This window comes from Kitasatospora sp. NPDC085464, from assembly GCF_044541955.1.
GTDB lineage: Bacteria > Actinomycetota > Actinomycetes > Streptomycetales > Streptomycetaceae > Kitasatospora.
In genome coordinates, this window is the sequence record NZ_JBITTM010000040.1 from 1 (window position 1) to 13675 (window position 13675).

At 74.2% G+C, this 13675-nt stretch carries 8 protein-coding genes and 1 pseudogene; 2 read left to right on the forward strand and 7 right to left on the reverse strand.

Annotated elements, in window-relative coordinates; translation table 11 throughout:
- Positions 1-102 (forward strand): annotated as a pseudogene (locus ACIGG8_RS30870) (ATP-binding protein); the annotation flags it as partial.
- 67 nt (positions 103-169) lie between these two features.
- On the opposite strand, the gene cimA reads toward ACIGG8_RS30870, so the two are convergent.
- From cimA to ACIGG8_RS30890, 4 genes are all read right to left on the reverse strand, one after another.
- Positions 170-1774, reverse strand: a complete 1605-nt coding sequence (gene cimA, locus ACIGG8_RS30875; protein ID WP_350526744.1) for a citramalate synthase — start codon at positions 1772-1774, stop codon at positions 170-172.
- Between the two features lie 409 nt (positions 1775-2183).
- On the reverse strand, positions 2184-3296 hold the full coding sequence (locus tag ACIGG8_RS30880; protein WP_396552005.1) for a branched-chain amino acid aminotransferase: 1113 nt from the start codon (positions 3294-3296) through the stop codon (positions 2184-2186).
- Positions 3297-3511: 215 nt separating this feature from the next.
- A complete protein-coding gene (locus ACIGG8_RS30885) occupies positions 3512-4552 on the reverse strand; it encodes a 3-isopropylmalate dehydrogenase (protein ID WP_396552006.1) in 1041 nt (346 codons plus the stop codon).
- Between the two features lie 59 nt (positions 4553-4611).
- Positions 4612-5178, reverse strand: coding sequence for a Uma2 family endonuclease (locus ACIGG8_RS30890; protein WP_396552007.1), 567 nt, complete (start codon positions 5176-5178; stop codon positions 4612-4614).
- 146 nt (positions 5179-5324) lie between these two features.
- Here ACIGG8_RS30890 and ACIGG8_RS30895 point away from each other — a divergent pair, with 146 nt between their 5' ends.
- A complete protein-coding gene (locus ACIGG8_RS30895) occupies positions 5325-7871 on the forward strand; it encodes a YfhO family protein (RefSeq protein WP_396552008.1) in 2547 nt (848 codons plus the stop codon).
- Positions 7872-7943: 72 nt separating this feature from the next.
- Here ACIGG8_RS30895 and ACIGG8_RS30900 read toward each other — a convergent pair whose 3' ends face one another.
- The 3 genes from ACIGG8_RS30900 to serA form a co-directional block, all read right to left on the reverse strand.
- The gene (locus tag ACIGG8_RS30900) at positions 7944-11354 is read right to left on the reverse strand and encodes a S8 family serine peptidase (protein ID WP_396552009.1); all 3411 of its coding nucleotides are present in this window, start codon (positions 11352-11354) and stop codon (positions 7944-7946) included.
- Between the two features lie 218 nt (positions 11355-11572).
- On the reverse strand, positions 11573-11734 hold the full coding sequence (locus ACIGG8_RS30905; RefSeq protein ID WP_350630965.1) for a hypothetical protein: 162 nt from the start codon (positions 11732-11734) through the stop codon (positions 11573-11575).
- Positions 11735-12025: 291 nt separating this feature from the next.
- Complete coding sequence (serA, locus tag ACIGG8_RS30910; protein WP_350520343.1) at positions 12026-13612, reverse strand: phosphoglycerate dehydrogenase; 1587 nt, start codon at positions 13610-13612, stop codon at positions 12026-12028.
- Between the last annotated feature and the right edge of the window lie 63 nt (positions 13613-13675).

Here is a 13675-nt window from a genome sequence, read left to right on the forward strand (position 1 = left end):
GCCGACACCCCCGTCATCACCCTCGACGCCCGCCGCCGCGACAGCGCCAAGAGCGCCCTCATCACCCTCGTCGAACACGCCCTGCTCGCCCGGCTGCGGTGACCCGGGCACGGGTGGACCGCCGGACTCCACGCGGAGTCCGGCGGTCCACTGGCACGTCGCGGGCCGGCTACTCGGTGGGCTCCAGGCCGGCGCGGACCAGACCGTAGGTGTACGCGTCCTCCAGCGCCAGCCAGGAGGCGGCGACCACGTTGTCGGCGACGCCGACGGTGGACCAGGTGGACGTGCCGTCGGTGGACTCGATCAGCACCCGGGTCTTGGACCCGGTGCCGTGCTGCCCCTCCAGGATGCGGACCTTGTAGTCCACCAGCTCGAAGGTGGCCAGCGGCGGGTAGATGCCCTCCAGCGCGGTGCGCAGCGCCTGGTCCAGCGCGTTGACCGGGCCGTTGCCCTCGCCGACGGCGATCCGGCGCTCGCCCTTCGCCCAGAGCTTGACGGTCGCCTCGTTGCCGGAGATCCCGTTCGGGCCCTGCTCGCTGATGGTCCGCCAGGACTCCAGGGTGTAGAAGCGGTCCCGGCTGCCGCGCACCTCGTCGCGCAGCAGCAGCTCGAAGGAGGCGTCGGCCGACTCGTAGGTGTAGCCCAGGTTCTCCTGCTCCTTCACCTTGGCGACCACCCGGCCGGCCAGGTCCCGGTCGGTGGACAGGTCGTAGCCGAGTTCCTTGCCCTTGAGTTCGACGGAGGCCCGGCCGGCCATGTCGGAGACCAGCATCCGCATGGTGTTGCCGACCCGCTCGGGGTCGATGTGCTGGTACAGGTCCGGGTCGACCTTGATCGCGGAGGCGTGCAGGCCCGCCTTGTGGGCGAAGGCCGAGTAGCCGACGTACGGCTGGTGGGTGGAGGGGGTCAGGTTGACCAGTTCGGCGATCGCGTGCGAGATCCGGGTCATCTCGGCCAGCCGGCCCTCGGGCAGCACCCGGCGGTCGTACTTGATCTCCAGCGCGCCGACCACCGGGAACAGGTTGGCGTTGCCGACCCGCTCGCCGTAGCCGTTGGCGGTGCACTGGACGTGGGTCGCCCCGGCGTCCACCGCGGCCAGGGTGTTGGCCACCGCGCAGCCGGTGTCGTCCTGGGCGTGGATGCCGAGCCGGGCGCCCGTCCGGGCCAGGACGTCGGCGACGGTGTCCCGGACGCCGGCGGGCAGCATCCCGCCGTTGGTGTCGCACAGCACCACCACGTCCGCCCCGGCCTCGTGCGCGGTGCGGACCACGGCGAGGGCGTACTCCCGGTTCGCCCGGTAGCCGTCGAAGAAGTGCTCGCAGTCGATGAACACCCGGCGGCCCCGGGCGCGCAGGAACTCGACGCTGTCCCGGATCATCTCCAGGTTCTCGTCCAGGGTGGTGCGCAGCGCCAGCTCCACGTGCCGGTCGTGCGACTTGGCGACCAGGGTGATCACCGGGGCGCCGGAGTTGACCAGCGCGGCCAGCTGCGGGTCGTCCGCGGCCCGGCCGCCGGCCCTGCGGGTGGCGCCGAAGGCGACCAGCTGTGCGTTCCGCAGCTCCAGCTCGGCGGCGGCGCGGGCGAAGAACTCGGTGTCGCGCGGGTTGGCCCCGGGCCAGCCGCCCTCGATGAAGCCGACCCCGAACTCGTCCAGGTGCCGGGCGATGGCCAGCTTGTCCGCCACCGTCAGGTTGATGCCCTCACGCTGGGCGCCGTCGCGCAGCGTGGTGTCGAACACGTGGAAACTGTCGTCGGTACGGCTGACCTCGGTCATGACCCCTGGTTCTCCGTTCGGGGAGGTTCGTACTGCTCCGGCCGGTCTTCTGGTCCCGGCTCCACTGTCCAGGATCTCGCGCGCGGGCCCGGTGTCCCCGAGCCCTTCGTGGGGGCTCTCGGCCGGTCCGGGTGGCTGCTCGTCGGGGCCTCGCCCCAAAAGCAAAAGACCCCTCGCGGGTGCGAGAGGTCTGCGCGCGGGTCTGGACGCTCGTGGTCGCTCCGCATCGGGTCCTGCGGGAGCGGTCACTGCGGACCGGCGCGCCTGCTGCCAATAATCGGCGAAAGCGAGGACACGTCGGCAGTCTGGCACAGCCCCCGGGATCCGGCCCGCCCGTCTCGCGATGCGGAACGTGGCGGGCCGGAGCCGGTACGGGTGCGGAGGCGGTGCCGATGCGGGCGCCCGCGGATCAGACGATCTTGTGCAGCCAGTTGTGGGTGTCGGGGGTCTGGCCGCCCTGGATCGACAGCAGCGCCTTGCGCAGCTCCATGGTGATCGGGCCGGGCTCGCCGGTGCCCACGGTCCAGTCGGCGGCGGCGGACTTCACCGATCCGACCGGGGTGATGACGGCGGCGGTGCCGCAGGCGAAGACCTCGGTGAGGGTGCCGTCGGCGTTGGCCTGCTGCCACTCGTCGGTGGAGATCTTCCGCTCCTCGACGGCGTAGCCGAGGTCGGAGGCGAGCTGGAGCAGCGAGTCGCGGGTGATGCCGGGCAGCAGCGCGCCGGACAGCTCCGGGGTGACGATCTTCGCGTCCTCGCCCTCGCCGAAGACGAAGTACAGGTTCATGCCGCCCATCTCCTCGACCCACCGGTGCTCGGCGGCGTCGAGCCAGACGACCTGGTCGCAGCCCTTCTCGGCGGCCTGGGCCTGGGCGACCAGCGAGGCGGCGTAGTTGCCCGCGCACTTGGCGGCGCCGGTGCCCCCGGGCGCGGCCCGGACGTACTCCTTGGACAGCCAGACCGAGACCGGCTTGATGCCGCCCTGGAAGTAGGCGCCGGCCGGCGAGGCGATGATCATGAAGAGGTAGGAGTTGGCCGGGCGGACACCCAGGCCGACCTCGGTGGCGAACATGAACGGACGCAGGTAGAGGCTCTGCTCCGGCTCGTTCGGGACCCACTCCTGCTCCTGCTGGACCAGTAGCTCCACGGCCTCGACGAAGGTCTCGACCGGCAGCTCCGGCATGGCCAGGCGGCGGGCCGAGGCCTGGAAGCGGGCGGCGTTGGCCTCCGGGCGGAAGGTCGCGATGGAGCCGTCGGCCTGGCGGTAGGCCTTCAGGCCCTCGAAGATCGCCTGTCCGTAGTGCAGGGTCATGTTCGCCGGGTCGATCTCCAGCGGCGCGTACGGCGCCAGCTGGGCGTCGTGCCAGCCCACGCCCTCGGTCCAGCGGATGGTGACCATGTGGTCGGTGAAGACGCGGCCGAAGCCGGGGTTGGTCAGCCGGGCCTCGCGCTCCGCTGCGGGCAGCGGGTGGGCGGAGGGCTTGAGGTCGAACGTGATGGGCGCCTGGGTGGGCGTGCTCATGGCTGTTTCCTTCACCGTGGGGTTGGTCCGGGCCGCCACCGCTGCAGGGACGTTTCGGCGATCGAACGCCGGAACGAGCGCACAACGGCACGGCCCACTGTCGATACTCGCATCCAGAGGGCCGTGCCGAACAGCCACCGGCTCCTACCAGAGCCGCGAGCTGCGGTTATGCGGTCCGGCCCACCTGGCCGGAAACCTTTTGTCGGTCCGGCTCGTCAGCCGCCCGATACTCGACCGGCGAGCGCGTCGCCGACCTGGGAGGTGCTGCGGGTACCGGAGCGCTCGGCCAGGTCCGCCGCGACGGCGGCCTCGACCGCAGCGGCCTCGGCGGCGAAGCCGAGGTGCTCCAGCAGCATGGCGACCGACAGCACGGTGGCGGTCGGGTCGGCCTTGCCCTGGCCGGCGATGTCCGGCGCCGAGCCGTGCACCGGCTCGAACATGGACGGGAACTCACCGCTCGGGTTGATGTTGCCGCTCGCCGCCAGGCCGATCCCGCCGGTGACGGCGGCCGCGAGGTCGGTCAGGATGTCGCCGAACAGGTTGTCGGTGACGATCACGTCGAAGCGCTCGGGCTGGGTGACGAAGAAGATCGTCGCCGCGTCGACGTGCAGGTAGTCGGTGGTGACCTCGGGGAACTCCTTGCCGACCTCGGCGAAGATCCGCGTCCACAGGTGCCCGGCGTGCACCAGCACGTTGTTCTTGTGCACCAGGGTGAGCTTCTTGCGCGGCCGCGCCTGCGCCCGGCGGTACGCGTCGCGCACCACGCGCTCGATGCCGTACGCCGTGTTCAGGCTGACCTCGGTGGCCACCTCCTGCGGCGTCCCGGTGCGCAGCGTGCCGCCGTTGCCGACGTACGGTCCCTCGGTGCCCTCGCGGACGACCACGAAGTCGATGTCGGGCTCGCCGGCCAGCGGGGACCGCACCCCGGGGAAGAGGCGACCCGGACGCAGGTTGATGTGGTGGTCGAAGGCGAACCGCAGCTTGAGCAGCAGCCCGCGCTCCAGCACGCCCGACGGCACACTCGGGTCGCCGATGGCACCCAGCAGGATCGCGTCGTGCGACTTCAGCTCCGCCAGCACGTCGTCCGGCAGCGTCTCCCCCGTCCGGTGGTAGCGCCGGGCCCCGAGGTCGTACTCGGTGGTCTCCAGCTTCACATCGGCGGGAAGCACGGCACCCAGGACCTTGAGGCCTTCGGCCACCACTTCCTGACCGATGCCGTCACCCGGGACAACTGCGAGACGAATGGTGCGAGACATGCTCGGACCCTACTCCGCCGTCCCAGGGGCTGACACCTGGCGTCCACCATCCGGACGGATCAGGTGAGGTCGATCTCGACCCGGAACGGCTGATCGACCTTCAACTGCTTGTGGTAGATGCCGGTGACGACGTAGGCAGGGGTCACCGGATCCAACTCGTAGACATAGACGATCGGCTTCCCGTCGTCGTCGCTCTCGACCCGCCAGAAGTGCTTGATGCCGGCCGCCGCGTACTTGCGCGGCTTGGTGTCCCGGTCACGCTCCTCGGATTCCTCGGACACGACCTCGACGGCCAGCAACACGTCCACCGCCTCGCAGAAGGTCTGTTTCGGGCCGGTGACCCCCTGGTCATCGACGACGAGCAGATCCGGCTCGGGCCGATTGCGCCGGTCCAGCCTGACCGTCATCTCCCGCCAGACCTGCCATCCCTCCGGCGTAGCAGTCTCCAGTGCCCGCTCCAGCCTGCGGAGCGTACGCATGTGGAACGCGGTCTGCGGACTCACGAAGATCAGGCTCCCGTCGATCAGCTCGGTGTGCGGCGGGAGATCAGGCAGCCGGTCAAGATCCTCTGCGGTGTAGCCACCAGCAGGAGGCCGAATCCAGTCGGGGTACGGCGCGATGCTCATGGTTCCTCCCATACGGGCATCCTGGCGGCCCTCCCAGGCTACTCGGCAAAGCCTCCTCGGACGCCACTCGTTCGACGGAGCGCGTACGTCGTGGCTCGCGCTTAGGGTGGCGAGGTCCGGGGTCACTGGCAGAACGGGGCGCGTGGGTGCAGGGCGAGCGGCGGCGGGAGGTGCTGGTCAGCGGGGGTGCGGCCGCCCTGGCGATGGGCGGGTACGCGCTGGCACTGGGGCTGCGCGGGCGGTGGCCGGCCGGGGCGGAGGAGGTCGCGGTGCCGTACCACGCCCACCTGTGGGACCTGCTGCACGGGGAGGCCACGGGGGACGTGCTGTTCAACTGGAACAGCGGGTACGGCGTCCCGTTCCTGGCGGACTTCTTCGCCTACCTGATGAACCCGTTCTCCTGGTTCACCGCGTTCCTCCCCCGCGACCGGGGCGAGCTCGCCGTGCTGCTGGTCACCCTCGCCACCATCGGCCTCGGCACCGCCCTGATGGCCCGCCTGCTCGGCCGCCTCCATCCGGGCCCGCACTGGCTGCGGGCGTTCGCCGCCGTCGGGTACGGGCTGTGCGCCTGGGTGCTGGACGTCGGCGGGGCCGCGCCGATGTGGCTCTGGGGCCTGGTCTCGCTGCCGCTGCTCGGCCTCGCCGCCGACTGGTGCCTGCGCGAGCGGCGCTGGGTGGCCGGCACGCTCTGCGTCGCGCTGGCCTGGGCGGGCAACCTGTACACCGCCGCGCTGGCCACCCTGGCGGCCGGACTCCTGTTCGCCGTCCGCCTGTTCGCCACGTCACGGCCGTTGCGCCAACGGGTCCGGGCCACCGGCCGGGCGGTCACCATGGCCACGACCGGGGTGCTGCTCGCCTCCCCGGTGCTGTTCGTCGCGGTGCAGGCGGCGCAGCGCGCCCAGCCCGAGTCCCCGGTGGAGCCGCTCGGCCCGTCCGGCCTGGGCGGCCACCTCGCCCAGTTGCTGCCCGCCACCCACGGCGGGCGGGGGCTGCCGGACGTGGCGATCGGGCTGTTCGGGCTGCTGCTGGTGTGCGGGCTGCCCTTCAACCGGAGGGTGCGGCCGCGGGAGCGGGCGGCCTGGTGCGCGGCGCTGGTGCTGGTGGTGCTCGGCTTCGTCTGGACGCCGACCGTCCTGGTGTGGCACGGCCTGGCGATCCCGGCCGGTGGGCCGTACCGGGTCGCCTTCGTGTTCAGCGGGCTGCTGGTGCTGGCCGGTTGGGTGTCACTGGCACACCGGCCGGACCGGCTCACCCTGCTGGGCGGCGCGGCCGTGGTCGCGGTGATCGCCTCGGTCGCGGCGGGCCTGCACTCGGTGCGCACCGCCACCTGGGTGCTGCTGGCCGTCGGCGGCACCGCCCTGCTCGCCGCGCTGTGGGTCCTGGACCGCCGCCACCCGGACCGCCGGGCGAACACCGTCGCCACCTGGGTGATCGGCGGCGCGGTGTTCGGCAACGCCGTCTGGTCCGGGTACGCGGCGCTCGGCGCGGCCCCCTCCGGCAGTGTCCGGCCGGCGGCCGTGCGGGCCGGACACGCGGCGGTCCGCGCGGCCGAGGACTGGCCGCGCGGCCGCAGCGACCCCGGCCCGCACGCCTTCACCACCAACGACCCGCTGCTGCTGGGCGGCCAGGGCGGCGGCTACTTCAGCGGGTACCTGCCGACCGTCGCGGCCCTGCTGCTGCACGACCTCGGCGCGGGCTGGACCGCCGGCGGGCGGCAGACCGAGAGCGTCACCGACCCGGTCGGGCAGGCACTGTTCGCCGTCCGCGCCCACCTGGACGACGGTCCGCCGCCGTACGGCTTCACCCCTGTCCGGGCCGCCGCGCCGCCGCTGGTCACCGTGCTGCCCCCGGGCGCCCGCCCGGACACCTCCTCGGTCTGGTCGCGGCAGGAGTCGCTGCTCGGCAGCCAGGTGTACGACGCCCCGCTGCCCGTCCCGGCCGGTGGCCCGGCGCCCACCCTGCACGGCACCAGCGGCTGGTCGGTGCCGCCCGGCGAGGAGGGCACCGTCTTCACCGCCGCCTGCACGCCCGGGTCGACGGCGTTCTTCCACGGCGTCTGGTACCGGGGCACGGTCAGCGCCCTGGGCGCCGCCTTCCGCAGCGACGGCGAGCAGCCGACCACGGCCGTGCCGATCCACCGGCTGGGGACCGTCCCGGCGGACGGGGTGGTCCGGGTGACGCTGCGCTCCGACACCGTCAGCCAGGTCCCGGCCCGCCCGATCGGCTGTCTGCGGACCGGCGCCCTGGAGGCCGCCGTCGCCCGCCTCACCGCCGGCGGCGCCACCCGCGTCGAGGCCGGTGGGCACACGCTCGCGGCCACCCTCCCGGTCGGCTCCACCGGCACCGCGCTGCTCGCCCTCCCCGCCACCGAGGGCTGGACCTGCGCCGTCGACGGCGGCCGCGCCTCCGCCCCCACTCGGGTGCTGGGCATGATCGGCCTGCCCCTCGGCCCCGGCGCCTCCCGGATCGCCTGTTCGTTCCGCCCGCCGGGGCTCACGGAGGGCCTCACCGTCGGCTCCGCCACCGTCGCCGCCCTCGGCCTGGTGGCCGTCTTCGCCCGCCTCTCCCGCCGCCCCACCCGCACTCCGCGCCGCGAGCGGCGCGCCGCCCGGGACGCCAAGGACGCCACGGACACCACGGACACCACGGACACCACGGACGCCACGGACGCCACGGACGCCGGGAACGCGTAGGACGCCCGCAACGCGCAGGGGCGGCCCGCCGACCGGTGTCGGCAGGCCGCCCCGTCAATCGGCTGCCGCGGCTCAGGGCAGGGTCAGCACCTGGGCCCGCCGCTCGCCCGGGTTGAGGTGCTGCAGCAGCAGGAGCTTGGAGCCCGCCGTGCGGTGCACCGCGAGGACGGCGCCGGGGCCGACCGGGGCCATGACCGCCGGAGGCCCGGTGAGGCCGACCCGGGCGTCGAGGGCCGGCTGCAGGACGTCCACCGGGACGGCCGGCCGGGTGCCGCGCAGGCCGATGGCGGCGTAGGCCTCGGCCGGATCCGGTGTGCCGGGGCCGGCGACGCCGGTCCAGACGCCGTAGTGGACGGTGCTGTGGCCGGGGCCGACGCCGGGCAGGGCGCTCAGCCGGACGGGCAGGACCACGACGTCGCTGTCCAGCAGCGCGGTGTCGGTGTCGCCCCAGCGGGCGTTCAGCGGCTGGACGTCGAGCTCGGCGCCGGTACGGGCGTCGAGGGCGCGGGAGACCAGGACGTCGCTGCCGCGCTGCCGGTCGGCCTTGAGGATGACGTCGGTGCTGCCGTCCCCGTCGGTGTCCAGCGCGACCCGCACCCCGTACAGCCCGACCGGGGTGGCTGCCGGGGCCCACACCTGCGCGCCGACGTACAGCAGTTCGGAGTCGACGGCGGCGCCGGCCGCCCGCAGGTTCACGGACCGTTCGCCGGGGTGCTCGACGCAGACGTCCTGCCCGGGGTCGGCCCCCTCCCCCGCACCGTCGGGCCGGATGCCCGCGCCCGGCCCGACGGCGGTGCCGCTGCCGGGCGGGCAGTCGGCCCAGCGGGCTCCTTCGCCGCCGAGGGCGAGGGCGGTGGCCAGTCCGGGCGTCGCCCCGGGCGCGGCGCTGCCGCCGAGCGTGACGAGGGTGCGGTCGCGCACGGTGCGGACGGCGGCCGTCACCGTGATGTCGGAGGCCGGCCGCGGCGCGGCGAACACCGGGACCCGCAGCTGCGGCAGCGCGTCGCCCGCGACCGGCGTCAGCAGCACCCGCCCCGAGAGCTCGCCCCGGTAGCTGCGCGCCTTGCCGCCCTGCACGGTGTCGATGGTCGGGTCGGGCGCGCGGCCCAACTCCCCGGGGACGGACAGCGTGACCCGTACCCGCGCCGTGCCGCCCGCCGGCACGTCGACCCGCTCCGGGGCCACCGTGAAGGAGGCGCCGGGCAGTTCGGTGGCCGCCGCATAGCCGGTGCGGTAACTCAGCGGCGAGTCACCGTGGTTGCGGACCTCGATCTCCCGCACGAGCGCCGTCGGCCCGCCGACCTCGACCGGCCCGAACGAGACGCCGACGCCGCCCTCCTCGGCGCCCTTCCCCGCCGCGTAGGCGACGACGGGGGTGCGGACCGCCTGGTCGACCCGGACCCGCCCGGCGCCGGTGCGCTCGGGCCCGTAGACCGGCCCGCTGTGGTCGTCGCCGACGTAGGTGTCCGCGGTGGTGTTCATCAGCGCGGCCTTGAGCTGCTCGACCGGCCAGTCCGGGTGGGCGGCGCGGACCAGAGCGGCGAGCCCGGCGACGTGCGGGGTGGCCATCGAGGTGCCGTTCTCGCGCTGGCCGCCGGTGCCGCTGCCGACCAGGGCGGACCAGATGGTCTCGCCGGGGGCGGCGAGGTCGGGCTTCACCACCCCGGGCACGCCGATGCCGCGGGAGGTGAAGTCGGTGAGGGTGTCGACCCGGGCCGGCTGGTTCTGCGCCACGGAGCCGTGCAAACGGTTGCCGGGGGCGGCGAGCCGGACCCGCACCGGCCCGGCGGCCACGGCCCGGCGCAGGCGCTCCCCGTCGGCGCGGGCCAGCAGGGCGACGGGGACGCGGTCGTCGCCCGCGATCTCGGCGAGGTGGTCGGAGTCGGCGGCGTACAGCGCGCCGATCGCGCCCGCGTCGGCGACGTGGTCGGCGCGCGGGCCGGAGTTGCAGGCCCGGTCGGCGTCCCTGGTCGTCCAGGCCAACAGGGCGACCTTCCCGGCCAGCCGCTGCCGGTCGGCCTCGTCGAAGGCGGCGCAGCCGTCCGACTGGTCGGCGGGCACGGCGAGTTCACCGCCGACGTCGGCGGTGGCCCACCCCTCGTAGCGTTCGCTCCAGTGCGCCGGGACGACCCCGGCCAGCGCGGCGGGGGCGAGCACGGTGACGCCGTCCACGTCGGCGTGCCCGTGGACGGAGGCGGCGACGGTGATCGCCCGGGCGGCGGTGCCGGGGCTGCCACCGATGCCGTACACGTCGCCCTCGTTGCCGGCGGCCGCGACCACGACGGTGCCCAGCGAGGCGAGCCGGTCGACGGCCAGCGCGTCGGTGTCGTCGGCGCTGCCGAAGCTGCTGCCGAGCGAGAGGTTGACGACGTCCAGCCGGTCGCCGAGGTCGCCGTCCCCGTTCGGGTCGGCGGCCACGTCGAGGGCCTGGGCGAGGCGGTCGGTGGAGCCGTCGCAGCCGAACACCCGGATGGCGTACAGCTGGGCGCCGGGGGCGGCGCCGGGGCCGATCCGGAACGAGGCCGGGTCCAGCCCGGGGCCGTACGGACCGGTGTACGGCCGGCCGTCGGCGGTGACGCCGTACCCGGCCGCGGTGCCGGCGACGTGGGTGCCGTGCCCGTTGCGCACGCAGTCGATCGGGTTGTCCCCGGGGTGCGGCACGGGCTGGTACTGCGGGGAGGCCGGGTCGGGGTCGTAGTCGTCGCCGACCAGGTCCTTGCCGCCGACCACCTTGGCGTTGGGGAACAGCGCGGCCGGCGCGGGCTTGCCGCGCTCGACCGAACGGAAGGCCTCCTCGGTGCCGGGCCCGCCGAAGTCGGCGTGGGTGTAGTCGATGCCGCTGTCGACGATCCCGATCCGCACGCCCGCGCCGGTGGTGCCGGCCGGCGCCGCGCCACCGGACCACACCTGCGGAGCGCCGGTCAGCGGGACGGAGTAGGCGTTGTCGCGCCGCTTGTTGACGATCGGGTGGACGGCCCGGACGCCGGGCAGCGCCCGCAGCGCGGGCAACCGGTCGGCGGGGGCGCTGACCGCGAGCCCGGTGAGCAGGGTGTGGGTGCGGTAGAGCTCGCGGGCGGCCGGAGCCGTCCGGTGGACGGCCCCGGCGAGCTGCTCCAGCGCGTCTCCGGCCCGGGCCCGCTGGGCGGCACCGGCCTGCGCGGCCGCCCGCCGGACGGCCTCCGGGGAGCGCTGCTCCCGTCGGGCCCCGTCGGCGGCGCGCCGCCAGGCGGGGCCGGCCGCTTCGGTGGTGAGTTCGAGCAGCACGGAGGCCGTTCGACCGGCCGCCGGGGATCCGGCGGTCGGCGGTCCTGCGGTCGGCGGTCCTGCGGTCGGCGGTCCTGCGGTCGGCGGTCCTGCAGCCGGCGGTCCTGCGGTGGGTTGGCCGCCTGCCGCCGGGGTGGCGGCGAGGACGGCGCTCCCGGCCAGCAGGGCCAGGGTGAGGCCGATCCGGGCGACGGGTCGGCGGACGGGTGGCAGACGCACTGGGCCCTCTCCCCCGGCAGGGGGACTGATCCGCACTCCGTGCCGCTGACGCCCGCCCGCGCGGCCGTCGATCACCCTTCCGGGGGCCCCAAATTAGGATGATCGCGCCGGGCCGGGCGAGCAACTTCCCCCGGACGGACCGATGTTGCACTCTACGGGGTGACGGACCGTCAACCCGTCCGGCCCAGTCGGCCGATGAACGCCACCCGCGGCTCGGCTCAGTGGTGGCCGGTGACACCGCCGTTGTCCCGGCGGTCCAGCGAGCGCTGCAGCGCGGCGGCGGCGTAGCTGTTCCGCTCGGCGGCCCGACGACGGCGCGGGGCGCGGACGGGGGCGGCGGCGGGGGCGGCGGGGGCGTGGCGGTCGACGGTGGTGGGCATACCGGGCTCCTTGGAAGCGGCGCGCTCGAAGAGCGCGGCGGGAGGGTGGGAGGGTAGGAGCGCGGGGGCAGGGATCGCCTGCCCGTGAGGGCGCACGCGCATACGGGCCGCGCGCCCTGGCTACAGGGGCGGCACACCGTATGGCTCTTCCACGGTACGACCCCGCCCCGGCCGTGTCTGCACGAATACTTGGATTTCCTACTATCTGAGACGGCGGTCACCCGGCGGAACGCAGCAGGGCCCGGACCGCCGTCCTACGGCGGTCCGGGCCCTGCGCGGGCGGGGGACCCGTCAGCCCAGGTCGACCGAGCGCGCGAAGCGGGCGCCGATCTCGGCGGCGATCACGGTCAGCACGTCCTGCGGGATCTCGCTGTCCACGGTGATGGAGGCCAGCGCGCCGCCGCCGTCGCGGGCGACCTGCATGCCGGCGATGTTGATGCCCGCGTCGCCGAGGTGGCGGCCGAGCACGCCGACCACGCCGGGGCGGTCCTCGTACTTGAAGAAGGCCATGTGGTCGGTGAGCGCCACGTCCACGTCGAAGGCGTCCACGCCGACGATCTTCTGGGTCTGCTTGGGGCCGGCCAGCGTGCCGGAGATGGCGATCTCCTCGCCGTTCGCGAGCGTGCCGCGCACGGTGATCACGTTGCGGTGCTCGGGGCTCTCGCTGGAGGTGGTCAGGCGGACCTCGACGCCGCGCTCCTGGGCGAACAGCGGGGCGTTGACGTAGGACACCGTCTCGGCCACCACGTCCTCGAACACCCCCTTCAGCGCGGACAGTTCGAGCACCTTGACGTCGTGCTGGGTGATCTCGCCGCGGACCTCGACGTCGAGCCGGACGGCCACCTCGCCGGCCAGCGCGGTGAAGATCCGGCCGAGCTTCTCGGCCAGCGGCAGGCCCGGACGGACGTCCTCGGCGATCACGCCGCCCTGGACGTTCACCGCGTCCGGTACGAGCTCGCCGGCCAGCGCGAGGCGCACCGACTTGGCGACCGCGATGCCGGCCTTCTCCTGCGCCTCGTCGGTGGAGGCGCCCAGGTGCGGGGTGGCGACCACGTTGTCGAAGGCGAACAGCGGGGAGTCGGTGCACGGCTCCTTGGCGTACACGTCGAGGCCCGCGCCGGCCACCCGGCCCTCGCGCAGCGCGGCGGCGAGCGCCTCCTCGTCCACGATGCCGCCGCGGGCGGCGTTGACGATGCGCACGGTCGGCTTGACCTTGTGCAGCGCCTCGTCGCCGATCAGGCCGATGGTCTCGGGGGTCTTGGGGAGGTGGACGGTGATGAAGTCCGAGACCTCCAGCAGCTCCTCCAGGGTGACCAGCTTGACGCCCATCTGTGCGGCGCGGGCGGCCTGGATGTAGGGGTCGTACGCGACGATCTTCATCCCGAACGCGGACATCCGCTGGGCGACCAGGACGCCGATCCGGCCGAGGCCGACGACACCGAGGGTCTTCTCGCTCAGCTCGACGCCGGTGTACTTGTTGCGCTTCCACTCGCCCTGCTTGAGCGCGGCGTTGGCCGGCGCGATGTTGCGGGCGACGGAGATCAGGAGGCCGCAGGCGAGCTCGGCGGCGGTGACGATGTTGGAGGTCGGCGCGTTGACGACCATCACGCCGGCCTTGGTGGCGGCGGCGACGTCCACGTTGTCCAGGCCGACGCCGGCGCGGGCGACCACCTTGAGCTTGCGGGCGGCGGCCAGCGCCTCGGCGTCGACCTTGGTGGCGGAGCGGATCAGGATCGCGTCCACGTCGGCGATCGCGGTGAGCAGCTCGGTGCGGTCGGCACCGTTGCAGTGGCGGATCTCGAAGTCGGGGCCGAGGGCGTCGACGGTGGCGGGCGACAGCTCTTCGGCGATCAGAACGACGGCGGTCTTGGATGTCACAGTGCTCACGACAGTGTGTCCTTAACTCTGCGGTTCCCCCGGCACGAAGGTGGCGTGGAAGGG

Bases quoted from the DNA above. Each gene is read 5' to 3' on its own strand.
- cimA (WP_350526744.1), bottom strand. From the start codon at position 1,774: ATGACCGAGGTCAGCCGTACCGACGACAGTTTCCACGTGTTCGACACC.
- ACIGG8_RS30880 (WP_396552005.1), bottom strand. From the start codon at position 3,296: ATGAGCACGCCCACCCAGGCGCCCATCACGTTCGACCTCAAGCCCTCC.
- ACIGG8_RS30885 (WP_396552006.1), bottom strand. From the start codon at position 4,552: ATGTCTCGCACCATTCGTCTCGCAGTTGTCCCGGGTGACGGCATCGGT.
- ACIGG8_RS30890 (WP_396552007.1), bottom strand. From the start codon at position 5,178: ATGAGCATCGCGCCGTACCCCGACTGGATTCGGCCTCCTGCTGGTGGC.
- ACIGG8_RS30905 (WP_350630965.1), bottom strand. From the start codon at position 11,734: ATGCCCACCACCGTCGACCGCCACGCCCCCGCCGCCCCCGCCGCCGCC.